This window comes from Citrobacter sp. Cpo221, from assembly GCF_030332345.1.
Taxonomy (GTDB): domain Bacteria; phylum Pseudomonadota; class Gammaproteobacteria; order Enterobacterales; family Enterobacteriaceae; genus Citrobacter; species Citrobacter portucalensis.
This window is the reverse complement of sequence record NZ_JAOWIA010000033.1, coordinates 47,368-70,239: the sequence shown is the minus strand read 5'-3', so window position 1 is coordinate 70,239 and position 22,872 is coordinate 47,368. Positions and strand designations below refer to the sequence as shown.

21 protein-coding genes are annotated in these 22,872 nt (G+C 52.5%); 6 read left to right on the top strand and 15 right to left on the bottom strand.

The features are described from left to right. Nucleotides 1-5: 5 nt before the first annotated feature. From OGY72_RS04840 to ttrS, 5 genes are all read right to left on the bottom strand, one after another. On the bottom strand, nt 6-2,108 hold the full coding sequence (locus OGY72_RS04840) for an aldehyde ferredoxin oxidoreductase (protein WP_286547441.1): 2,103 nt from the start codon (nt 2,106-2,108) through the stop codon (nt 6-8). Between the two features lie 120 nt (nt 2,109-2,228). Further along, nucleotides 2,229-2,855 (bottom strand): ferredoxin-like protein, encoded by a 627-nt coding sequence (locus OGY72_RS04835; RefSeq protein WP_003029338.1) that lies wholly within the window; start codon nt 2,853-2,855, stop codon nt 2,229-2,231. Nucleotides 2,856-3,349: 494 nt separating this feature from the next. Beyond that, entirely contained in the window at nt 3,350-3,559 is a 210-nt protein-coding gene (gene fumD, locus OGY72_RS04830) for a fumarate hydratase FumD (protein WP_003029345.1), read from the bottom strand. A gap of 92 nt (nt 3,560-3,651) precedes the next feature. After that, nucleotides 3,652-4,236, bottom strand: a complete 585-nt coding sequence (gene ttrR, locus OGY72_RS04825; protein WP_003836549.1) for a tetrathionate respiration response regulator TtrR — start codon at nt 4,234-4,236, stop codon at nt 3,652-3,654. Continuing rightward, nucleotides 4,211-5,944 (bottom strand): tetrathionate respiration histidine kinase TtrS, encoded by a 1,734-nt coding sequence (gene ttrS / locus OGY72_RS04820; protein WP_286547440.1) that lies wholly within the window; start codon nt 5,942-5,944, stop codon nt 4,211-4,213. The genes ttrR and ttrS overlap by 26 nt, the downstream gene beginning before the upstream one ends. A 227-nt stretch (nt 5,945-6,171) precedes the next feature. On the opposite strand from ttrS, the gene ttrB reads away from it, so the two are divergent. Genes ttrB through ttrA form a run of 3 tightly spaced genes read left to right on the top strand, consistent with a single transcriptional unit; the run spans nt 6,172 to nt 10,987 of the window. Further along, complete coding sequence (gene ttrB / locus OGY72_RS04815; RefSeq protein ID WP_226804182.1) at nt 6,172-6,906, top strand: tetrathionate reductase subunit TtrB; 735 nt, start codon at nt 6,172-6,174, stop codon at nt 6,904-6,906. Then, nucleotides 6,907-7,929 carry a tetrathionate reductase subunit TtrC gene (gene ttrC / locus OGY72_RS04810; RefSeq protein WP_126318283.1) on the top strand — a complete coding sequence of 341 codons (1,023 nt, stop codon included), beginning with the start codon at nt 6,907-6,909 and terminating at the stop codon, nt 7,927-7,929. Next, a complete protein-coding gene (gene ttrA, locus OGY72_RS04805; protein ID WP_286547154.1) occupies nt 7,922-10,987 on the top strand; it encodes a tetrathionate reductase subunit TtrA in 3,066 nt (1,021 codons plus the stop codon). The genes ttrC and ttrA overlap by 8 nt, the downstream gene beginning before the upstream one ends. 93 nt (nt 10,988-11,080) lie before the next feature. Here ttrA and OGY72_RS04800 read toward each other — a convergent pair whose 3' ends face one another. Genes OGY72_RS04800 through OGY72_RS04790 form a run of 3 tightly spaced genes read right to left on the bottom strand, consistent with a single transcriptional unit; the run spans nt 11,081 to nt 13,598 of the window. Continuing rightward, the gene (locus tag OGY72_RS04800; protein WP_003029358.1) at nt 11,081-11,893 is read right to left on the bottom strand and encodes a MetQ/NlpA family ABC transporter substrate-binding protein; all 813 of its coding nucleotides are present in this window, start codon (nt 11,891-11,893) and stop codon (nt 11,081-11,083) included. A 21-nt stretch (nt 11,894-11,914) separates the two neighbouring features. Further along, nucleotides 11,915-12,583, bottom strand: coding sequence for a methionine ABC transporter permease (locus OGY72_RS04795; protein ID WP_003029361.1), 669 nt, complete (start codon nt 12,581-12,583; stop codon nt 11,915-11,917). Beyond that, nucleotides 12,576-13,598, bottom strand: a complete 1,023-nt coding sequence (locus OGY72_RS04790) for a methionine ABC transporter ATP-binding protein (protein WP_149384653.1) — start codon at nt 13,596-13,598, stop codon at nt 12,576-12,578. The genes OGY72_RS04795 and OGY72_RS04790 overlap by 8 nt, the downstream gene beginning before the upstream one ends. Nucleotides 13,599-13,973: 375 nt before the next feature. On the opposite strand from OGY72_RS04790, the gene ynhH reads away from it, so the two are divergent. From ynhH to lpp, 3 genes are all read left to right on the top strand, one after another. After that, nucleotides 13,974-14,168, top strand: coding sequence for a protein YnhH (gene ynhH, locus OGY72_RS04785; protein WP_242637968.1), 195 nt, complete (start codon nt 13,974-13,976; stop codon nt 14,166-14,168). A gap of 7 nt (nt 14,169-14,175) precedes the next feature. Further along, entirely contained in the window at nt 14,176-15,588 is a 1,413-nt protein-coding gene (pykF, locus tag OGY72_RS04780) for a pyruvate kinase PykF (protein ID WP_003029366.1), read from the top strand. A gap of 309 nt (nt 15,589-15,897) precedes the next feature. Then, a complete protein-coding gene (gene lpp / locus OGY72_RS04775; protein ID WP_003029373.1) occupies nt 15,898-16,134 on the top strand; it encodes a murein lipoprotein Lpp in 237 nt (78 codons plus the stop codon). 68 nt (nt 16,135-16,202) lie between these two features. Here lpp and ldtE read toward each other — a convergent pair whose 3' ends face one another. From ldtE to sufA, 7 genes are all read right to left on the bottom strand, one after another. Continuing rightward, nucleotides 16,203-17,207, bottom strand: a complete 1,005-nt coding sequence (gene ldtE, locus OGY72_RS04770; RefSeq protein ID WP_003832656.1) for a L,D-transpeptidase LdtE — start codon at nt 17,205-17,207, stop codon at nt 16,203-16,205. Between the two features lie 123 nt (nt 17,208-17,330). After that, nucleotides 17,331-17,747, bottom strand: coding sequence for a cysteine desulfuration protein SufE (gene sufE, locus OGY72_RS04765; protein WP_003832654.1), 417 nt, complete (start codon nt 17,745-17,747; stop codon nt 17,331-17,333). A gap of 12 nt (nt 17,748-17,759) precedes the next feature. Continuing rightward, nucleotides 17,760-18,980 (bottom strand): cysteine desulfurase SufS, encoded by a 1,221-nt coding sequence (gene sufS / locus OGY72_RS04760; protein ID WP_008784609.1) that lies wholly within the window; start codon nt 18,978-18,980, stop codon nt 17,760-17,762. Further along, the gene (gene sufD, locus OGY72_RS04755) at nt 18,977-20,248 is read right to left on the bottom strand and encodes a Fe-S cluster assembly protein SufD (RefSeq protein ID WP_286547152.1); all 1,272 of its coding nucleotides are present in this window, start codon (nt 20,246-20,248) and stop codon (nt 18,977-18,979) included. Before sufD ends, sufS begins: the two co-directional genes overlap by 4 nt. After that, entirely contained in the window at nt 20,223-20,969 is a 747-nt protein-coding gene (gene sufC, locus OGY72_RS04750; protein WP_003832649.1) for a Fe-S cluster assembly ATPase SufC, read from the bottom strand. The genes sufD and sufC overlap by 26 nt, the downstream gene beginning before the upstream one ends. A gap of 16 nt (nt 20,970-20,985) precedes the next feature. Continuing rightward, nucleotides 20,986-22,473, bottom strand: a complete 1,488-nt coding sequence (gene sufB / locus OGY72_RS04745; RefSeq protein ID WP_003832647.1) for a Fe-S cluster assembly protein SufB — start codon at nt 22,471-22,473, stop codon at nt 20,986-20,988. 8 nt (nt 22,474-22,481) lie between these two features. Continuing rightward, a complete protein-coding gene (gene sufA / locus OGY72_RS04740; RefSeq protein WP_003832645.1) occupies nt 22,482-22,850 on the bottom strand; it encodes a Fe-S cluster assembly scaffold SufA in 369 nt (122 codons plus the stop codon). Nucleotides 22,851-22,872: the final 22 nt, after the last annotated feature.

Sequence of the window (22,872 nt, the reverse complement as noted above, 5' to 3'; positions counted from 1 at the left end):
GTTCCTTACGCTGGCAACAGATCCTGCGCAGCCAAATCGGCTGCCACATCTTCAAGTCCGAGTCGGTTCAGGGTTTCGCGCGTTGGGCAACCCAACTCGGGATCCCAGCCCATTTCCTGATAGAACATCGTCAGTGACTGACGCATATCCTCCCTGTCCATCTTGTCGGTGCCTTCGGTGAAGACCGGAATTTTCGGATCTTTATCAAACACCCAGGAGCAGATAAGATCGTGTTCATTACGCATATCTTTGGTTTGCATCAGTTTGACCGTATAGGCACGATGCAGGGTAAAGATGCGTTCAGCGGCCAGGTCCAGACTCGCCTGCGTGGTTTCATCACCAGTGACTGCCTGGAAGAATTTCGCTTCCAGATCCAAATCTCCGCGATAGTTGCGGCTCTTGAGTGGTGAAACCGTCATTGGCCAAACCCAATTACACAGCGTAACCGCGTTATGCAGGCAGACTTTCAGCAGCGTCCATTTGGCATATTTGATCTTGGCGGCATTGATCGGGGTGTAATTCTTGGTCTCGTCGTAGGCGTCCTGCGACCCAAATAACTCGCCCGCCACTTCGCGCTGTAATTTCAGCGGCAAACCGGAACCGATGAAGTTGATATGGGTGTGCGCCATACAGTCACGGTTAAACATACAGTTGGTGATCGCCCCCACCTGCGCCGAGGCTTCGTTTGCATGGTGGACCGGAAAACCAAACGGCGACCACAGTTTATTTTTGGCATAACCCCAGTACTCTTCGCCCAAACCCCAGCGTTCAGCAATGGCATACGAACCGTCTGCAAGATGACTGAGTTCCCCCACGCGATGCGCCAGTCGATAGTAAAAATCTTTGATAAAGTTAGGATCGCCCGCCTCCAGTTGATCCCAACGGATCTCCGCGTACTCTTCGGCTGGCAGCACGCGTTTAAAGACACCTTTCGAATAGCAGTAGGTAAAGTCACGGTGCAGCTGGCCGTAGTTACACCAGATACCGTAATCGTCAAACAGGTTCAGTCCGATCAGGTTCCCTACGACTCGCCCATCGTCTTTATCGTCAAAATCTTTCGGGCCATTGGGGAAAATGGTGGTGTGAACAAAGTTCGCCACGCAGGTGTTGCCGCCGGTACTCGGCACGCCAAAATCCTTCACCCGCGGGACATTGAGCTGCGACATACAACGAATAGGGCATGAATGGCAGCCGCTCATTTTGACCGTGTATTTTTCTGCGGCTGGACCCAGATCGAACACCGATTTATAGGTACGGAAACCCACCGTATTTTGGTTGCCCGGCGGGATTTCACCGGTTTCGATTGGCCCCCCTTCTGCCGCCCCCCAGAAAAGTCCCTTACGGGCTGTCCAGCGCGAGTTTGGCGAAGAGTATTCTGCCCAGGCCTGCGGGGTGCTTGGCACAACGTGGTTGTTGTTGGCGCCGATAAGCTCGGTCATCATGTAGTCATTGAGACGCTTCATCTCTTTACGATCGGCAATGTTGACGCCTTTAGTCCCTTCTACCGCAATGGCCTTCAGGTTTTTCGACCCCATCACCGCACCCGTACCGGCGCCGCCGCTGTGGTTGCGGCTGTTGATCATGCAGGACAGTGGCACCAGATTCTCACCCGCCTGCCCAATAGCGGCAACGCAGGTTTCCGGGCTGGTAATCCGGCAAATCTCTTCGGTTGTAGCGCGAGTCCCCTTGCCCCACAAGAAATCGGCTTTTTCGATACTGACTTTATCGTCTTTGATGTTGATCCAGACCGGTGATGCGGACTTGCCTTCAATAATAATGGCGTCGTAACCGGCGAATTTCATTTGTGCAGCAAAGAAACCGCCCATATGGGCATCTACGACTAAGTTACCTTTGGTAAACGTCGATAAGGAGGTGATATTGACGCGGGAGCTACAGGGAGCGCCAGACCCCGTCAATGGTCCGGTGGCAAAAACCAGTTTATTCCCTTCATCAAAAGGCATGGTGCCTGGCGGGACTTCGTCGTACATAATTTTATAACCAAAGCCCATCCCACCGACAAATTTTTTAAATTTACTGGAATCTTCAAGGGTGATATTACCCGTAGTGAGATTGACCCGTAAAATATTACCTGTCCAACCATTAGCCATCATGTTTTCCTTTGCAAGAAGGTTTAATAGATATACCCGCCATTCTTCAGGCAGCTTTTTTATCCAAAACTGCAGTATTTTTGGTAATTAATGGCGCGAATCAGGTATGCCTGTTATCTATCAAACAGTAATATCTTTCCACTCGATAATTTTTAATGCGCCAGTCGGACAAGCATTGGCGCATTCCCCGCATAACACACATTTTGAGGACTTTTTCGTTTCGGTATTTACGGTCGCCATCATCCACGGGCAGGCTGTGGTACACGCGCTACAGCCAATACAGCGTTTGTGGTCCACCGCAATACAACCGTCTTCCTGTTTCCAGGTAATTGCACCAATTGGGCAGACCTTCATGCACTGCGGATCTTTGCATTGCCGGCAGGTATCAGCGGTATAGTTTAAATCGCCATACAGCCCACCACCGGACCCGACGCCATCATCGCCAAAGAAGAAATTGCGATGGATTTTTATCCGGGAAAAGAAGGTCCCTACGGCACCATCGTTATAATTGGTACAGGATATTTCACAGCGGTGACAGCCCGTACAGCGGGCTCGCTGGGTCACCAGAACCCCTTTCGGCGTATTGATAAGCCCCACGGTCCCACTATCGACATCTTCCTGCTTACAACCAAATAGGGATAACAGCGCGGGGGCAATCGTTAATCCCGCCAGTCCTTTCCCTGATATCCGCAGGAATTCTAGTCGCGTTAAACCACAATCTAAAAATGGACGATCAACCTGGTTCATTTATTTCGCATCCTCTTCGCAAATGCTGTGGTAGCAACACATCCAGGCTAATTTAAACCAGCGCAGCTCAAGCCATATCGGGCGGTTAATGTTGCCAACAACACGTAAATTTTTGCCCTAACCTGATCGCGTAAATGACGGTGGTTAAACTGAATGAATCTAATCCTTTAGGGTTAGGCGCAGAAATAATGTGGTTATTCAGCATGCATAGCCTTGATCGTCATCAATTAAAAAACGGAAGGGATATAATTAATGCGGAGTGAGATTTATTATCATTAAGAAATGGAGTGTAATAGCAGCCCATTTAAATTACAAATATTTGTGAACCCTCTCACAAATATAATACTGCACGATCATCGGTATATAAATAAATATATATCGATTTATAATTCTCTACAAGAATTTATTAACGAAGATAAATTATATAGATTGATAGATTAACGTATCGAGAATAAGAGGACGGCAAAAAATTTCTGCGGTCCTCTTTTTATGAATTAACCGGCCAATGCTTTAATTACGGTCTCAATAGCCTGTTTTTCTAACTCACTGCGCTTCACGCGCTGGTTAGCAAGGGTGGTTCTCAGTACTCCCGCAATGACGATATGCTTAGGTTCTTGTCCCAGATCGCGCATTTCCAGCACTACTTTACCGACTACTCTGCACATTTCACGGTACAACTCGTCGTCTTTCGTCTGATTTCCCATTTTTGCCCGCTCGTCATTAACTCAAACCAACAGCATATATCACTCTGAGGATTTAGACAAAATTCAATGAAAATCAAAGAAATGTCATCATTCTACTGAACTCGCTGAAGTCGATTAACAAGCTCAGCAAGACTTCCTGCCTGCATTTTTTCCATCACCCGCGCCCGGTGCACTTCAACCGTACGCACGGCAATATTCATGGCATCAGCAATTTCCCGATTCATTAATCCTTTTGCAACCAGATGCGCCAGTTCCCGTTCTTTTGGCGTTAGTTGTTGATAGCAGCAGATGATCTCTTGTCGCGAGAACGCCGCTGCCGAGACCTGCAAGGCATGTTCTAATGCTGCCTGCAGCGGCACGGCTGACACCGGTTTTTGCAAAAAATCGACCGCGCCACGTTTCATTTGTTCAACCGCCATCGGTACATCGCCATGCCCGGTGAGAAAGACCACCGCCAGCGTGCTTGCTTTCTGACGCATGATTTCATGCACAGCGTGCCCATCCAGTACCGGCATACGCATATCCAGCAGTAGTACGCCCACCTGGTGCAGATTTGCCTCGGCGAGGAATTTCTCGCCTTGCTCCCAGCAAGACACCTCATATCCCAGACTTTCCAATAAAAACGCACAGGCCTGGGTGACGGCAATGTCGTCATCCAGCAGATGAATTATCGCCACTACGGCCTCCTTCCTGATTTGGTTTAAAATACAATGTCACTCTCGCCCCCGCTTTGCCGTCCGGAGCCTGCTGATTGTTGATCTCAATATCCCCGTTTGCGTAGCGCACCAATCGCTGACAAATGGCCAGTCCTAGTCCCATACCTTCTTTGCGGGTGGTCATAAACGGCTGAAACGCCTGATACAACTGAGCCTCGTCAATGCCTCCGGCATTATCCTGCACCTGAATACGCACGCCACCATCCTTGTGCAGGGCGCTAAACCATACTGTCGTAGCGCCTGCCTGGGCGGCATTAAGTACCAGATTAGCCAGCACCTGCTCAAGAAGAACGCTTGGCAGCATCAACGTTAACGCCTTACTAACCTGCGTGTGCAGCGTTATCGCCGGGAATTGCTGGGGCATGCGCAGTAATTGCCAGACGTGATGGATAGCATCGTGAACGTTGATTGCTTGCCAGTCATCGGTGAGTACCGGATTGCCCTGTGCCTGGCTGACCCACTGCCGGAGATTGCGCAGCGTATCGGCTCCCCGTTGTGCCTGGGTGTCTATGTGCTCAAGCGCGGGCAACAACGGATGCTGCTCATCCTGACCACGCAGGCGAATCAGACAGCCTTGGGCATAATGGCGGATAGCAGACAACGGCTGATTGAGCTCATGGGCAAAACCGGAGGTCATCTCCCCCAGCACACTCATTTGGCGGGCAGTCTCCAGCGCCTGTTCCTGTTTGTGCAACAACACGTTGTTCCGCTCCAGCTGCCTGCCACGTCGGCGAACCAACAGCATTACCCAGATGTAATTGAGCGTAAGCAACAGCAATATGATGACCACGCCCCCCATTGCCAGTCGGTGTTGAATAAACCAGCTTTTGACATCCAGCCACAGCTGACGCTGCTGCGGATGCTGGCGGACGTCGCGCAGCAACGCTTCTACTTCACGGGTCGAGGCGGGCGCGCCCCAGCGAAACGCCGCGTTTTGCGGTGCATTGAACAGTACCCGCGTGACGCGATCGGCCAGCTCGTCACTCACTGCAGGTAGTGCGGCAAATGACCAGTCCGGATAGAGCGGCGTACTGGTTAAACAGGGAATTGAAGTCGGATGGTTCAACACGGTCATAAAATCGGTTTTACGGATGAGGCCTTCTTCATCCATTTTTTCCAGCAGGCACACCGGCACGATCACCGCCTGCACGGCTTTTTCACGTAATAAATAGAGTAAGGCATCGGCGGGAAATCCGGTGAACGTCAGACGCAAATCGCGCTCCGGGCGCAGACCAGCATCGCTGAGCGCTTTATATCCCAGCAAATAGCCGCCAAACGCCTGTGCATCAATGGCGCCAACCGTTTTGCCGATCAGATCGTGTGCGGAGGTTATCCCGCTGTCGCGCCTGACGAGGATCGCGCTGCCAATCACGTTACTGGTGGCTTTCCCACCACGAGTGGAGCGTAGCGACGCCAGCCAGCGTAGCGCCGAGCGGCTGTTTAGCTGGACAAACTGCGCCGGATTGGTGACCACAAAGTGTACCGTGCCACGATTCACCGCCTCCTGCATCTGTCGCAGGTCCAGCGGTTGAATATGAAACTGCTCACCGGGGATTTGCTGATTCAACAAGGTTTCCAGCGGCTGCCAGTGATTGCGTGTTGAAACCTCCCCGCGCATCGCCAAAACGCCAATGTTCCATGTCTGCGCCCTGACCGCGCCGCTTAGCATCCACAGCGACACCAGCACCGCCAGACATCTTACTACGTTACGTCCCACTCAATTATCCCTGTCAATTATGTTGTTTTAGATCAACAACAAGCCGGGTATGTGGTTAACCACAATAGAGTATACCCCGTCACGATTTTTACACTGTAAATCATTGAGATTCTTTATTCATCACACGCAAATCAACGGCGTGACCAATGTTTCGTTGTTGCATCGTGACGGGAGAAAATATGGACAGCAGTAAACGGCAGTTTCTCCAGCAACTGGGCGTCCTGACCGCTGGGGCATCACTGGTTCCGCTGGCTCAGGCGCAATTTCCCTATTCGCCTGAACGCCGGGAAGGCTCACAACAGCATCGCTACGCCATGCTGGTTGACCTGCGACGCTGTATCGGCTGTCAGGCCTGTACCGTCAGTTGCGCCATTGAAAACCAGACGCCACAGGGCGAATTTCGTACCCTCGTCAACCAGTATCAAGTACAGATTGAAGGTCAGCAAAGCGTCACCAACGTCCTGCTGCCGCGACTGTGCAACCATTGTGATAATCCCCCTTGCGTGCCCGTTTGCCCGGTGCAGGCCACTTTCCAACGCGAAGACGGCATTGTGGTGGTCGACAACACACGCTGCGTGGGCTGCGCCTATTGCGTGCAGGCCTGCCCTTATGATGCGCGATTCATCAATCATGAAACGCAAACCGCCGATAAATGTACCTTTTGCGTTCACCGCCTCGAAGCGGGGCTGCTCCCGGCCTGTGTGGAATCCTGCGTCGGCGGCGCGCGCATCATTGGCGATATTAAAGATCCGCACAGCCGCATTTCACAAATGCTGCATGAACACCATGACGCCATCAAAGTCCTGAAGCCGGAAAGCGGTACGTCTCCTCACGTGTTCTATCTGGGACTGGATGAGGCGTTTGTCACCCCATTGATGGGACGAGCTCAACCCGCTCTCTGGCAGGAGGTTTAAATGAACCATTCACTGATTATCGACGAGGTTCTGGCCCATCCCCAGGACGTAAGCTGGTTACCCTGGGCCGTACAATATTTCTTTTTCATCGGCATTGCCGCCTGCGCCGCGCTGTTCGCATGCGTTCTCCACTGGCGCAAAAAAGAAACGGCAAACCTGGAGAATCTGACGCTGTTAATCGCCCTGACCTGTGCGATTACCGCGCCGCTGGCGCTGACCGCTGATCTACACCAAACCGCCCGCGTCTGGCACTTCTATGCGTATCCGACACCATGGTCCTGGATGCCGTGGGGCGCGCTGTTTTTACCGCTGTTTACCGGTTTTTTAGGTCTGTGGTTTCTGGCGCAGCATGTGAAACGACTAACGCTAAAAAGTTACAGCGTCACAAAATGGTTAGCGCTTGGTAGCGCGCTGTCCGCCATCGGATTGCTGGTTTACACCGGCCGTGAAGTGTCGGTGGTACAGGCGCGTCCCATCTGGTTCAGTTACGCCTTTCCGGTTGCGATGTTCCTCAGCGCGCTGCAAACATTTCTTGCCCTGCTTATTGCCACGACAAATAGCAAGGACGCACTACCGCGTAAGCTAGCGTGGGGGCAAATGGTCACGTTGATCGCGCTGGCTATCGTGGTGGTGATCTGGGCGAGTGGTAATACGCTTTCCGGTTCGGCTATCCGTCAGTGGCTGGATGTTGCCTCTTCAGCACAACACTACGCTATCGGTTGGGTTGCGCTATGGCTTGTTTCGCTTGCTCTTTGCGGGTTGGTTGTACGTTACCCCTTGTCGCTACCGCTGCGCATATTACTCGCTTTTAGCGCTATGGCGCTGTGCTGGCTAATGCGCTGGACGTTACTCATCCAGGTGCAGACCGTACCGAAATTTAACGCGCAGTTTAATCCCTATACCCTGCCCGGCGGCACCGATGGCTGGCTGGCTATTATGGGTACCTTCGGCCTGTGGATAGCACTGATTATTATTGTTCGTGAAGCCCTGAACGCGATCGCAAGGAGAATGCAACATGGCTAATTTAACCCGTCGTCAGTGGCTTAAAGTGGGCCTTGCCGTAGGTGGCATGGTGACTTTTGGCCTGAGTTATCGGGATGTGGCAAAGCGCGCAATAGACGGTTTGTTGGACGGAACCTCGGGCAAAATTACCCGTGACCGCATTTTTGCCAACGCGCTCATCCCCGAAGCCAACGCCCGGCCTCACTGGCAGCAAAACCCGCAGCAGGTGATCTCGATGACGCAGTGCTTTGGTTGCTGGACGCAGTGTGGTGTACGGGTTCGCGTTGACACTGAGCAAGGCAAAGTGCTGCGCATTGCGGGCAACCCTTATCATCCGCTGTCGCACGAGCATCATATAGACGCCTCTGTCCCCTTTGCCACGGCATTGGAACAGCTGGCCGGGGAGTCAGGTCTTGACGCACGTTCTACCGCCTGCGCCCGTGGCGCAACCTTACTCGAAGGTCTGTACAGCCCGCTACGTATACTGGAGCCCATGAAGCGCGTCGGTAAACGCGGTGAAGGAAAATGGCAGCGCATCAGCTTCGAACAACTGATCAAAGAGGTGGTGGAAGGTGGCGATTTGTTTGGTGAAGGCCACGTTGATGGTCTAAGAGCCATCCACGATCCCACTACACCGCTTGATGCGAAACATCCCGGCTTTGGCCCAAAATCCAATCAACTGCTGGTCACCAATACCAGCGATGAAGGACGTGATACCTTTTTACGTCGCTTCGCGCTGAACAGTTTCGGCAGTAAAAACTTCGGTGCTCATGGCGCTTACTGCGGCCTGGCCTATCGGGCCGGTTCCGGGGCGTTAATGGGCGATCTGGATAAAAATACCCACGTGAAACCCGACTGGGATAACGTCGAATTCGCGCTGTTTATGGGTACCTCTCCGGCGCAATCCGGAAACCCGTTTAAGCGCCAGGCCCGCCAGCTGGCCAGCGCCCGTTTACGTGACGACTTCCGCTATGTTGTGGTGGCGCCAGCCCTGCCATTAACCACGGTGCTGGCTGACGATCGCGGCCACTGGCAACCCGTACGACCGGGAAGCGACTCCGCGCTGGCTATGGGAATGATAAGCTGGATTATCGATAAACAACGCTATAACGCTGATTATCTCGCCATTCCCGGCGTGCAGGCCATGCAGCAGGCAGGAGAAAAAAGCTGGACTAACGCCACGCATCTGGTGATTACCGATGAAATTCCAACGCTTGCCGGACAGCACCTGACCCTCGCCCATCTGAGTGCAAACGCCGCCCAGGAGCCGGTGGTCGTCAACGAGGCAGGTGAGATTGTCGCCGCCAGCAGTTGCCCGCGTGCGCAGCTGTTTGTTACCCGCAAGGTGACGCTGGCTGACGGGCAGACGGTAACGGTAAAAAGCAGCTTCCAGTGTCTGCGTGAGTCCGCAGAGAAACTGTCGCTAACGCAGTACAGCCAGCAGTGTGGGGGGTCAGAAGCAGACATTGCCGCTCTGGCCGACGCATTCACCCGCCACGGGCGTAAAGCGGCAGTGATCACGCACGGCGGTATGATGGCAGGTAATGGATTTTATAACGCCTGGTCGGTGATGATGCTCAATGCGCTTATTGGTAACCTCAGCCTTGAAGGCGGCGTGTTTGTTGGTGGCGGCAAATTCAATGGTGCCACCGACGGTCCGCGCTACAACATGGACAGCTTCGCCGGGAAGGTAAAACCGAAAGGGTTAAGCATCGCGCGCAGTAAAACCGCTTATGAGTCTTCCGAAGAGTACCGCAATAAGGTCGCAGCCGGACAATCCCCCTTCCCGGCTAAAGCCCCCTGGTATCCGTTTGTCGCCGGTCAGCTTACCGAACTCCTCGTCTCGGCACTTGAAGGTTACCCTTATCCGCTGAAAGCCTGGATCTCCAACATGACCAACCCGTTTTACGGCATTGCGGGATTACGCGGCGTGGCGGAAGAAAAGCTCAAGGATCCTGCTCGCTTGCCGCTGTTTATTGCCATTGACGCCTTTATGAACGAAACCACGGCGCTGGCAGATTACATCGTGCCGGATACCCACAACTTCGAAAGCTGGGGATTCAGCGCTCCGTGGGCGGGGGTGGCCAGCAAAGCCACCACCGCGCGTTGGCCAGTTGTCAGATCGGCGACCAGCCTCACGGCTGACGGTCAACCGGCCTCAATGGAGTCTTTCTGTATCGCAGTGGCAAAACGCATCGGGCTACCCGGTTTCGGCGACAATGCGATTACCGACCCGCAAGGTAATCACTATCCGTTGAATCGTGCGGAAGATTACTACCTGCGCCTCGCCGCCAATATTGCGTTTATGGGCAAAGCCCCGGTTGCAGAGGCACAGCCGGAAGACATTGCGCTGACCGGAGTCCAGCGGATCATGCCTGTGATGACCCAAACGCTGAAAGCCGATGAAATCAGCCGAGTGGCGTTTATCTACTCCCGCGGCGGACGCTTTGCGCCAGACAACAGTGGGCGAGTTGATAACCGCGTCGGCAATGCGTGGGAAAAACCGCTCCAAATCTGGAATGCGAACGTCGCCGCGCACCGCCATGCGATTACCGGCGAGCGCTACAGCGGCTGCCCGGCCTGGTATCCATCACGTCTGTCAGATGGACGTGCAATTGAGGAGTTGTTCCCGGAACAAGAGTGGCCGTTGAAACTGATTTCCTTCAAATCCAATACCATGTCCAGCGCCACGGCGGTGATCCCACGCCTTCATCATCTGAAGCCGGTTAATCTGGTGGCGCTCAATCCACAGGATGGTCAGCGGTATGGCTTAGCACACGGCGATATCGTGCGTATCACTACCCCAGGCGGTCAGGCGCAAGCGCAGATAAGCCTTCTGCATGGCGTCATGCCAGGTGTCATCGCCATTGAACATGGTTACGGACATAAAGAAATGGGCGCGGCACGGCATACCCTCGACGGTGAGCCGATGGCGTTTGATGAGCAGATTAAGTCGGGGATTAATCTCAACGAGTTGGGTTTTGCGGACCCAACCCGGCAGGTAGCCAATACCTGGCTTGACTGGGTGTCGGGTGCGTCGGTGCGCCAGGGGTTGCCAGCGAGAATTGAGCGAGTGTAGCTCTGGCGCCGCATGGCATCGCGAACGCGTTTTACCCGGCCTACAGGACGTCGTAGGCCGGGTAAGGCACTGCCGCCACCCGGCAAAAGCGGATTAGTTGTTTACCGGGATCACTGCACCTTTATATTTAGTACGGATCCAGTCCTGAATCTCTTTTGAGTGCAGGACATCAACCAGCGCCACGATATCCTTTTTCTTCTCGTCGCCACGATGCACGGTAATGATGTTGGCATACGGGTTGTTTTCACCACTTTCAACGGCAATAGGATCTTTCACTGGATCCAGCCCGGCGTCGATGGCGTAGTTGGCGTTAATCACCACCGCATCACCTTCGTCGTTGTTATACATCTGCGGTAACAGCGCGGCTTCCACGTTTGGCAGGAACTTCAGCTTTTTCGGGTTTTCGACGATATCGCTAATGCGCGCGGTTACTTTATCCACGCCCGGCTTCAGCTTGATCACTCCCTCTTTTTCGAAAATCGACAGAATTCGGCCTTCCTCAGATACCGCATCACGCATGATGACTTTGCCGCCTTCCGGTAGATCTTTAAGCGATTTCACTTTTTTCGAATAGATACCAATCGGCTCAATGTGAATCGCTCCGGCGCTGACGAAGTCATACGTTTTATCACCCGCATGGTCTTTAATCACGCTGTTCAGGTACGGAATATGCTGGAAGTAGTTGGCGTCAATCTCACGGCCAGCCAGCGCAGTGTTCGGCAGAATGTAATCCTGGAACGGTTTAATCTCCAGATCGATCCCCTGCTTCGCCAGAATCGGTTTGGCCTGTTCAAGGATCTCCGCATGCGGCACATTAGACGCGCCAACGGTCAGAGTATCAGCCCAGGAGGCAAAGCTCAGGGCGCTTAAGGTTGCTGCAGCGAGTAACGTCAGTGATTTTTTCATGATAATGGTTTCCGTATTTTATTAGCGTTTATCTAACAGAGAGGTGATCACATCGCCGCAAAGCTGGATGATGAAGACAATGAGCAAAATCGTCACCGTCGCCACCAGCGTGACGTCGCTGTGGTTGCGCTGGAATCCTTCCAGATAGGCCAAATTCCCTAAACCACCGGCACCAATTACCCCTGCCATCGCGCTGTAGCTCACCAGCGCAATTAGCGTCACGGTGATCCCGGACACCAGAGCAGGAGAGGATTCCGGCAGTAAAACTCGAAAAATAAGCGTGCTCAGCCGTGCGCCCATCGAACGCGTCGCTTCAATAACGCCTTTATCCACTTCACGCAGAGCGATTTCGACCAGACGCGCATAAAACGGCGCGGCCCCCACGATCAGCGCAGGCAACGCGGCATTGGCGCCGAGAATGGTGCCTACCATCGCTTTGGTAAACGGGATAAGCAGCACGATCAAAATGATGAATGGGATGGAACGAAAGATATTCACCACCAGTGAAATAGCGCTATATACCGCGCGATTAGGGAATAATCCGCCGCGCGCTGTCAGGAACAACGCCAGGCCAAGCGCGATGCCAAGGATAAAGGTCGCCGCCCCCGAAAGAGCTGTCATATACAGCGTTTCCTGGGTTGCCGCTAACAGTTGCTCCCACTTCAGATGGGGAAACAGTTCTTCAGCCATGTTGAATCACCTCGCCTTCAATGTCGCTCTGGCGCAGGTCGGCCAAAATATTGTTCAATTGTTCCTCAGAGGCCACCACGTGCACCCAGAGCTGACCAAACGCGCCGTGTGCGGTTTGCGTCATTTTGCCGTGCAAGATGTTGAACGGCAGGCCATAGCGCAGGGTCAATTCCCCAACCACAGGTCGGTGCGTGCGTTGCCCGGTAAACGTAAGCTTGATAACTACACCGCCAAGCTCGCTTGCCAGTTGCGGATTAAACTCGTCTTCTTCGGTGTACTGGCTCACCTGACGAACAAACTGTCGGGTAATAGGCTGCTGAGGATGGGTAAAGACGCTGAGCACATCACCTTCCTCAACGACCTTGCCATTTTCCATTACCGCCACGCGGTCGCAGATTTTGCGTACTACGTGCATTTCATGAGTGATCAGCACAATGGTCAATTTGAATCGACGGTTAATATCGAGGAGTAAATCGAGGATCTGATCGGTGGTTTGCGGATCCAGCGCCGAGGTGGCTTCGTCACACAGCAGGACATCCGGATTGTTCGCCAGCGCGCGGGCAATTCCTACACGCTGCTTTTGCCCACCGCTGAGCTGGGAAGGATACGCATTTTCACGACCGCTCAGCCCAACCAGCGTAATCAGTTCAGCAACCCGCGCTTTGATGGACGCTTTGGACGCGCCGGCGATTTGCATAGAGAAAGCAATATTTTCGCTAACGGTCCGCGACCACAGCAAATTGAAGTGTTGAAACACCATGCTGATTTTCAGTCGCGCCTGGCGTAACGATTCCCCACTGGCGGCAGAGATATCGTGGCCGTTAATCGTCACGCTGCCGGAGGTCGGTTTTTCGAGACCATTGAGCAAACGAATTAAGGTGCTTTTACCTGCCCCGCTGTAACCAATAATTCCATAAATCTGCCCCTGTTCAACCGTCAGATTGACGTTATCGACAGCGGTGATGGCAAGCCTGCCTGGCGTAAACACTTTCGAAATATTTTTCAGGACAATCATGTCGTTTGGGTATCCGCTGCTGCTTATTGTTCTTCTGCTATCGCTTTTAGCTGTTTAGCAGTATGGATGTCCAAACGAGTGTAATCAGTGGAATTGGCTTTTAGAATGAATTAAAACGAATTTGATATAACTTTTAGAAATATAGTACAAGATCAACGTCAACCGTATAAAACATAGTCATCAGGATGTTAAATGCAGTTTGTTGCGCAACAGAACGCAACGCCCGATAACCTCTTTATCCATACCGATGAACAAATTAATGAATATTTATTGTAAAACTGCACAGAAGTGTTTTGAAACGCTGTTTCCATTTTCCTTTTTGATAATTTTCAGCGTATAATGCGCGCCAATTGTCTCTTGAATGGTTTCAGCACATTGACCTGTAAAACTCAACGACTACAAAACTCACCATCCCGTTGGGCTGAAACACAAGCACACATTCCTCTGCACGCTCTTTCGATGTCACCTATCCTTAGAGCGAGGCATCACAACTTTCGTAACTCAGGTTTAGCTTCCCGTCCGTGCGCGGCGGGAGCCAGATTTCCATATCCTTCTCAACTTAAAGACTAAGACTGTCATGAAAAAGACGAAAATTGTTTGCACCATCGGTCCGAAAACCGAATCCGAAGAGATGTTAACCAAAATGCTGGACGCGGGCATGAACGTCATGCGTCTGAACTTCTCCCACGGTGATTACGCAGAACACGGTCAGCGCATCAAGAATTTGCGCAACGTCATGAGCAAAACCGGCAAGAAAGCCGCAATCCTGCTCGACACCAAAGGTCCGGAAATCCGTACCATCAAACTGGAAGGCGGTAACGACGTTTCCCTGAAAGCGGGCCAGACCTTCACCTTCACCACCGACAAATCTGTCGTAGGCAACAACGAAATCGTTGCTGTTACTTATGAAGGCTTCACTAAAGATCTGTCCGTCGGCAACACCGTTCTGGTTGACGATGGTCTGATCGGCATGGAAGTTACCGCCATCGAAGGTAACAAAGTTATCTGTAAAGTGCTGAACAACGGCGACCTGGGCGAAAACAAAGGCGTTAACCTGCCGGGCGTTTCCATCGCGCTGCCAGCACTGGCTGAAAAAGACAAACAAGACCTGATCTTCGGTTGCGAGCAAGGCGTTGACTTCGTTGCAGCGTCCTTTATCCGTAAACGTTCTGACGTCGTTGAAATCCGTGAGCACCTGAAAGCGCACGGCGGCGAAAACATCCAGATCATCTCCAAAATCGAAAACCAGGAAGGCCTGAACAACTTCGACGAAATCCTCGAAGCGTCTGACGGCATCATGGTTGCGCGTGGCGATATGGGCGTTGAGATCCCGGTTGAAGAAGTTATCTTCGCGCAGAAGATGATCATCGAAAAATGTATCCGTGCACGTAAAGTCGTTATCACTGCGACCCAGATGCTGGACTCCATGATCAAAAACCCGCGTCCGACCCGCGCTGAAGCCGGTGACGTAGCGAACGCCATCCTTGACGGTACCGACGCAGTAATGCTGTCTGGTGAATCTGCAAAAGGTAAATACCCGCTGGAAGCCGTTACCATCATGGCGACCATCTGTGAGCGTACTGACCGTGTGATGACCAGCCGTCTGGACTTCAACAACGACAGCCGCAAACTGCGCATCACCGAAGCCGTTTGCCGTGGCGCGGTTGAAACTGCTGAAAAACTGGACGCGCCGCTGATCGTCGTCGCAACCCAGGGTGGTAAATCTGCTCGCGCAGTACGTAAATACTTCCCGGATGCCACCATCCTGGCGCTGACCACCAACGAAACTACCGCGCGTCAGCTGGTGCTGAGCAAAGGCGTTGTTGCACAGGTGGTTAAAGAAATCAGCTCTACCGATGATTTCTATCGTCTGGGTAAAGAAGTCGCTCTGGAAAGCGGTCTGGCTCAAAAAGGTGACGTTGTGGTTATGGTTTCTGGTGCACTGGTTCCGAGCGGCACCACCAACACCGCATCCGTTCACGTGCTGTAATAATTCCAACGCGAATTAATTTGCTTAAAAAAGCGCCCTGGTGGCGCTTTTTTTATTTAATCGATAGCCACAATTAATAAAAAATCAAATCGGATTTCACTATCTAATCCGTGATTATCTAAGATGAATCCGATGGAAGCTTTCTGTTTTCACTCGGGTTTTTAGCCGTTTTTGCACAATTCGATGCTTCTTTGAGCGAACGATCAAAAATAAGTGCATTCCCATCAAAAAAATATTCTCAACATAAAAAAGTTTGTGTAATACTTGTAACGCTACATGGAGATTAACTCAATCTAGAGGGTATTAATAATGAATCGTACTAAACTGGTACTGGGCGCGGTAATCCTGGGTTCTACTCTGCTGGCAGGTTGCTCCAGCAACGCTAAAATCGATCAGCTGTCTTCTGACGTTCAGACTCTGAACGCTAAAGTTGACCAGCTGAGCAACGACGTGAACGCAATGCGTTCCGACGTTCAGGCTGCTAAAGATGACGCAGCTCGCGCTAACCAGCGTCTGGACAACGCAGCTACTAAATACCGCAAGTAATAGTATCTGTGTAATAAAAATGGCGCACTTTGTGCGCCATTTTTTTTGCTCTGAATTCCCCTTCCCTGTTATTGCGTAGCGCGTACCTCAGCATCTCCTCCCGGCACGCCATTTTGCGCAGACTTCACTTCTGGCCCATTGCTCGCGACCGATGCTTGCCCGGCAGTGACGGTGACCGGATAACCTGCGCGACGATACAACGCCCTTTCCACCAGATTGTTATCCACCGCTTTATTGTCTTTAAACTGGGTAAATCCGGCTGGCAGCACATACGGCATGGTCTGGACGTTTTGTTCCTCTTCCGGCGACAGCGGTCGATGCACTTCGACATACCTCATGCCGTTCGGCTCAATCGAATATTTTATCGGCTCATTAATCACCCTGACCGGCGTGCCTGTGCGGACCTGAGCAAACAGTGCTTTAATGTCCGGCGCGTTCATGCGAATACAACCAGAACTCACACGCAGGCCCACGCTGTCCGGCGCGCTGGTGCCATGGATCAGATACTCACCGTTTCCATGCGCCAGACGCAGTGCAAAGCGTCCTAACGGGTTATTTGGCCCGGCAGGTACAACAGGCGGTAATGTGATGCCGCGCTCCAGAGAGCGTTTACGGATGCCTGGTGTAGGGGTCCAGGTAGGATTCGGGATTTTCTGCCCAACCCGGGTTTCCATTACCGGCGTTTCCAGCCCCTGCAAACCGATACCAATTGGGAATACCTGAACAATATTCTCTCCCGGCGGGAAGTAATACAGACGCAGTTCCGCCAGATTCACAATAATGCCTTCGCGTGGTGCATCCGGCAGCAGTAATTGTGAGGGAATAGTAATCAGGGTTCCGGGTTTAGGTACGGGGGCAATAGTATTGTTGGCTTCAAGGATCAGCATGGCAGCGGTATCAAACTTACGGGCTATCGCCTGTAGATTTTTATCGCCTTCCTGCACGGTGTAGGTTTGGTTTTGCCCAACAAGGCGGCTATTCGCCTGGGGCAAAGGATAATCGACCGCCCATGCGGCCTGAATAGCGCTGTAAGCGCCGATTAGCATTAACGTAATAACAGACGCGCGTTTCATACTCACTCACCCCCCTGGCGTTCTTGCCGGACCGCGGCGAGCGCCCAATCCGGCTTACGAGTCACTGCGTTGCCTTACACGAACGCTTTCAAGTCGGTCTGAAAGTTAACGTGTTTTATCAGTTTAGCTAAGAGTTGCGGCTTTGGCGCGAATAGCCCGAATCATCGCCTCCAGCCCTTGTGAACGAGACGGTGTGAGGTGCTGTGCGAGCGCCATTTTTTCAAACCACGGACGCACATCAAAATTCACAATATCCTGGGCCGTCATGCGATCATACAAAATGAATACCACGGCAATAAGTCCTTTAACAATTGCCGCATCACTGTCGCCCTGTAATTCAATAATCCCTTCGCCATTCTGGTTCATAACAATCCATACCTGACTTTGACATCCCTGGATGCTATTTTCCGGGCAGCGTAAGTCGTCGTTTAATTCCGGCAAACGCTGACCCAGCTCAATAATGTACAGGTATTTCTCTTCCCAATTAGCGCAACGCAGAAAATTACGCAACAACTTTTCTTTATCCGGTAGCGCAGCCATAACGCCTCCCTGTTAGCCCAGTAAATGATGAATACGCTTGAGGCCCGTTACCAGGCGATCCACTTCTTCATGGGTGTTGTACATTGCAATCGACGCCCGGCACATAGCAGGAACGTTATAGTAGGCCATCAGCGGCATAGCGCAGTGATGTCCCGTCCGCACGGCTATTCCATAGTTATCAAGAAAACTGCCGACGTCAAAGGCGTGATGTTTACCAAGGTTAAATGCAATCACACCCAGGCGGTTATCCGGCCCGTAGAGCGTCAAATCAGGTACATCTGCCAGCTGCTCCAATGCATAGCGCATCATGAACTGTTCATATTCGCTGATTTCAGTAAGCCCCAGTGCTGAAACATACTCAATAGCCGCGCCGAGTCCGATAATACCTCCGGTGTTTGGCGTTCCGGCTTCAAAACGCCAGGGGGCTTTGGCCCACGTTGTTCCCTGACTCAAACTAACCGTCGCAATCATTGAACCACCGCCTTCCCAGGGTGGCATCTCCTGCAACAGCGACTCTCTGGCATACAGAACGCCAATACCGGTTGGTCCATAAAGTTTATGCCCGGAGAAAACATAAAAATCGCAATCCAGTGCCTGGACATCCACCTGATGATGCATCACCGCCTGCGCGCCATCCACCAACACTTTTGCGCCGTATTGATGCGCTAGCTCAATCATTTCCGATAACGGGTTCTCGGTACCCAACACGTTAGAAACGTGGGTAATCGCCAGCAGTTGCGTACGATCGTCAAACAGCGTCGGCAGCGTCTCCAGCTGCAACGTACCATCGGCATTGAGCGGAATAACACGCAGTTCTGCCCCTACGCGGGCACACAGCATCTGCCAGGGCACAATATTGGCGTGGTGCTCCATTTCGCTGATGATAATGTTATCGCCCGCCCGCACATTGCTGCTGCCCCAGCTGTTCGCCACCAGATTGATGCCTTCCGTCGTACCACGAACAAACACCAGCTCTTCCGCTGAGCGGGCGTTAATAAACAACGAGGCAAGCTTGCGCACATTTTCCATTTTTTCCGTGGCCTGGGCGCTCAGCGTATGAATACCGCGGTGGACCGCCGCATAGCCGTGACGATAAAACTCGGCCTCGGCATCAATCACCTGATTGGGTTTTTGCGCGCTGGCAGCGCTGTCCAGATACGCCAACGGTAAACCGTTCACTTCACGCGTCAGGACCGGAAAGTCTGCCCGTACTTTTTCAATGGGAAATGTCATGCTGCGCCTCCCGGCAAGCGTTGGGCGATCCGCGCCAGTACCTGTTGTTTCAGCGTTTCATCGCCCAGGGCTTCCGTCAGCTCAGCGGCAAACGCATAGAGAATCATGTGTTGAGCATCCTGCTGACCGATTCCGCGTGAACGCAGATAGAACATCTGCTCGTCGTCGATCCGTCCTACCGTCGCCCCGTGGCTGCATTTCACATCGTCGGCGTAGATTTCGAGCTGTGGCTTGGTATCCACCTCCGCCAGCTTTCCGAGCAACAGATTATTGTTGGTCATCTGACCGTCGGTTTTGATGGCGTGCTGTGCGACGTTGATCAGACCATTGAATACCGCCCGCCCCTTATCGCTGACAATCGTTTTATGCAACTGGCGACTGTTGCAATAGCCTTTGTTGTGCTCAAGCCAGGTCCGTGTATCACAGACTTCATTTTTCACCGGCATCGCCAGACTGTTCAGCCGAAGCGTGGTGTTTTCACCGTTAAGCTGCGTACTGGTGTTATGGCGCAATACCGCATCACCAAGCAAGAAACTGTGGCTGACGGCAGTCGCATCCGCACCCAATTGAATATCATTATGGGCGAAGTGGTGGCTGAGCGGATTTTCAAACGCCAGTTTGATATGGCGCAAATGGGCGTTTGCCGCGACGTTCATCGTTAAGCGTGCGCCGGTGAAATGGCGACGCTCGCTGAGGCTGGCATAGTGTTCAATGACGGTGGCTTCTGCGCCTTCCGCCAGCTCCAGATGGTGGCGATAGTGCGCCGTATTCACCTCATCGCCCGCCACCCCCTGGGTAATATGCAGCAGCAACAGCGGCTTCGCGGGGCGCTGGTTACGCTTCACCTGAATGTGCGTTACGCTACGGGACAGGCTTTCAGTAAGGTGCAAAAACACTTCCGGTTGGATAGCCGCTGGCAGCGCCTGGCGCGCATCGTCAATGGTAATGTCAAAACCGCTACCGTCCGCGCTGTCGCTGAGCGTCGGAGAGAATTGTCCGTCAACAAATACCAGTCGAATAGCGTCAGTTGTCGGCGACAACGCTGCACATTGGGCAGGCGTTATCTCAGCGACATGACTGACAAACTGACTGTTGGTTAATCCTTCCAGCGGTGTGTATTTCCAGTCCTCATGTTTACGCGTTGGCAGCCCCAGACGCAGCATCTGTTGCAAGTGCTGCTGCGCATAGTGTGAGCGTGTCTCCCCTTGCGTCTCAAACAGATGGTGCCACTGTTGCAGCACGTTACTGCTGTTCGCTAAGCCAGCCATAACCTTGCTCCTCCAGTTGTTTGACCAGCGTGAAATCGCCGGACTTCACAATTCGCCCCTGGTAGAGAACGTGAACAAAATCGGGTTTGATATAGTCCAGGATGCGCTGATAGTGAGTGACGATAATGAATGAGCGTTTCCCGTCACGCAGCGAGTTCACGCCATCCGCAACGATTTTCAGCGCATCAATATCCAGCCCGGAATCTGACTCATCAAGAATGCATAGCTGAGGCTCCAGCACGGCCATTTGCAGAATGTCATTCCGTTTTTTCTCACCACCGGAGAAACCGACGTTAACCGAGCGCGTGAGCAAATCTTCCGGCATCTTCAGCAGCGCAATTTTCTCTTCCATCAGGTCCTGGAAGTCGAACCTGTCCAGCGACTCTTCGCCACGGTAACTGCGCACCGCATTCAGTGCCGTTTGCAGGAAAAACTGGTTACTGACGCCAGGGATTTCCACCGGATACTGGAATGCCATAAAGATCCCTTCACCGGCCCGGTCTTCCGGCGACAGTTCCAGTAAATCCTTGCCGTTGAACTCTACCGTTCCGCCAGTGACGTCGTAGTCTTCCCTTCCAGCGAGAGTTGCAGAAAGCGTACTTTTCCCCGAACCGTTTGGTCCCATAATGGCGTGAACTTCTCCGGGGCGAACCTCAAGGCTCAACCCACGCAGGATCGCCTTATCTTCCACACTGACCTGTAAATCTTTGATGCTTAACATGTGCTTTCCTTAAAATTTAACCGACGCTGTGTTCAAGGCTTATGGCGAGCAGTTTTTGCGCTTCCACGGCAAACTCCAGCGGCAGTTCAGAGAACACGTCTTTACAGAAACCATTCACGATCATCGAAATGGCATCCTCTTCACTGATGCCGCGCTGCAGGCAGTAAAACAACTGGTCTTCACCAATACGCGACGTGGTGGCTTCATGTTCAAGCTGGGCGCTATTGTTACGACACTCCACATACGGGAAGGTGTGTGCCCCGCAATCCGCACCGATCAACATCGAGTCGCATTGGGTAAAGTTGCGGGCGTTAGTAGCGGTCGGCATGATTTTCACTAAGCCGCGATAACTGTTCTGACTGTGTCCGGCGGAGATCCCTTTCGAGATAATGGTCGATTTGGTGTTTTTGCCAATGTGGATCATTTTGGTGCCGGTATCGGCCTGCTGATGTCCACTGGTCAGCGCGACTGAGTAGAATTCGCCGATCGAGTTGTCGCCACGCAAAATGCAGCTTGGGTATTTCCAGGTAATGGCCGAGCCGGTCTCCGACTGCGTCCACGACATTTTGCTGTTTTCGCCTTCGCAGAGTGCGCGCTTGGTGACGAAATTCAAAATACCGCCCGTATTGCCATCGCCGGGAAACCAATTTTGCACCGTGGAGTATTTCACTTCGGCATCTTTGTGGATGATGACTTCCACCACCGCCGCGTGTAGTTGGTAACTGTCGCGCACCGGGGCTGAACAGCCTTCGATATAGCTGACGTAGCTGCCCTCATCCGCAACCAGAATGGTGCGTTCAAACTGCCCGGTTTTTTCCGCATTGATACGGAAATAGGTCGACAGCTCCATTGGGCAACGCACGCCTTTCGGTACATAAATAAACGTGCCGTCAGATGCCACCGCCGCATTCAGCGCGGCAAAGAAATTGTCATTGCCGGGGACAACCGTGCCCAGGTACTGTTTTACCAGCTCAGGATGATCGTGAATGGCCTCACCGAACGAACAGAAAATAATGCCCTGCTCCGCCAGTTTGTCGCGATAGGTGGTCGCTACCGATACCGAGTCGAAAATAGCATCAACCGCCACTTCTTTGCCTTCACGTACCGGCACGCCAAGCTGTTCGAATGCGTCCTCAACCTCTTTGCTTAAAAATGCATTCGCGCCCGTTTGCTGTACCGCTCCCGGTTCAGACGCACAGGTTTCATCGCAGTTACCGCAGGAAGGTGCGGAGTAATAGCTGTACTCCTGATAATTCAGTTTGTCGTAATGCGCTTTAAGCCAGTGTGGTTCTTCCATGGTCAGCCACGCTTTAAAAGCATTCAGGCGAAATTCCAGCATCCAGTCGGGTTCATTTCGTTTTGCCGAAATCGCGCGCACGACATCTTCATTGATCCCTTTTGCCAGCTCATCGGTTTGCAGTTGGGTGAAGAAGCCCTCTTTGTAATTAAGGTGCCCGCCAGCCCAGGTGTTGACATCGTCAGTTGCTTCAGTATTACGAGACATAGTACCGCCTATACCCCAAAACTTTCGCCACAGCCGCATTCGTTCTGGGCTTTCGGGTTATGAAATTTAAATAACTGGTTTAATCCTTCGCGAACGAAATCGACTTCTGTGCCGTCAATGAACGGCATCGCCTGCAACGGCACATAAAGTCTGGCGCCCTCCGTTTCAAACAGCAGATCGTCTTTTTCAGGTTGGCGGACGGTATCCAGCACGTAGCCGAATCCCGCGCACCCCGTTTGCTTCACGCCTAAACGCACACCCAACATGTCAGGTTGCTTTGCCACCAGCTCACGGATATGCGCCGCAGCCGCTGGCGTTAACGTCAGTCCACGCCAGGCAAAATCGTCCGGGTTAAATGTTCCTGAATGCAATTCCATAGGGTTACCTCGAGTCACTAGC

Coding starts and splice junctions, on each gene's coding strand:
- ttrA (WP_286547154.1), top strand. CDS start 7,922: ATGGCTAATTTAACCCGTCGTCAGTGGCTTAAAGTGGGCCTTGCCGTA.
- ttrB (WP_226804182.1), top strand. CDS start 6,172: ATGGACAGCAGTAAACGGCAGTTTCTCCAGCAACTGGGCGTCCTGACC.
- pykF (WP_003029366.1), top strand. CDS start 14,176: ATGAAAAAGACGAAAATTGTTTGCACCATCGGTCCGAAAACCGAATCC.
- ldtE (WP_003832656.1), bottom strand. CDS start 17,207: ATGAAACGCGCGTCTGTTATTACGTTAATGCTAATCGGCGCTTACAGC.
- sufA (WP_003832645.1), bottom strand. CDS start 22,850: ATGGAATTGCATTCAGGAACATTTAACCCGGACGATTTTGCCTGGCGT.
- ttrS (WP_286547440.1), bottom strand. CDS start 5,944: ATGCTAAGCGGCGCGGTCAGGGCGCAGACATGGAACATTGGCGTTTTG.
- sufD (WP_286547152.1), bottom strand. CDS start 20,248: ATGGCTGGCTTAGCGAACAGCAGTAACGTGCTGCAACAGTGGCACCAT.
- OGY72_RS04790 (WP_149384653.1), bottom strand. CDS start 13,598: ATGATTGTCCTGAAAAATATTTCGAAAGTGTTTACGCCAGGCAGGCTT.
- sufC (WP_003832649.1), bottom strand. CDS start 20,969: ATGTTAAGCATCAAAGATTTACAGGTCAGTGTGGAAGATAAGGCGATC.
- sufE (WP_003832654.1), bottom strand. CDS start 17,747: ATGGCTGCGCTACCGGATAAAGAAAAGTTGTTGCGTAATTTTCTGCGT.
- OGY72_RS04795 (WP_003029361.1), bottom strand. CDS start 12,583: ATGGCTGAAGAACTGTTTCCCCATCTGAAGTGGGAGCAACTGTTAGCG.
- sufB (WP_003832647.1), bottom strand. CDS start 22,473: ATGTCTCGTAATACTGAAGCAACTGACGATGTCAACACCTGGGCTGGC.
- fumD (WP_003029345.1), bottom strand. CDS start 3,559: ATGGGAAATCAGACGAAAGACGACGAGTTGTACCGTGAAATGTGCAGA.
- ttrC (WP_126318283.1), top strand. CDS start 6,907: ATGAACCATTCACTGATTATCGACGAGGTTCTGGCCCATCCCCAGGAC.
- OGY72_RS04835 (WP_003029338.1), bottom strand. CDS start 2,855: ATGAACCAGGTTGATCGTCCATTTTTAGATTGTGGTTTAACGCGACTA.
- sufS (WP_008784609.1), bottom strand. CDS start 18,980: ATGACATTTCCCATTGAAAAAGTACGGGCAGACTTTCCGGTCCTGACG.
- OGY72_RS04800 (WP_003029358.1), bottom strand. CDS start 11,893: ATGAAAAAATCACTGACGTTACTCGCTGCAGCAACCTTAAGCGCCCTG.
- OGY72_RS04840 (WP_286547441.1), bottom strand. CDS start 2,108: ATGGCTAATGGTTGGACAGGTAATATTTTACGGGTCAATCTCACTACG.
- lpp (WP_003029373.1), top strand. CDS start 15,898: ATGAATCGTACTAAACTGGTACTGGGCGCGGTAATCCTGGGTTCTACT.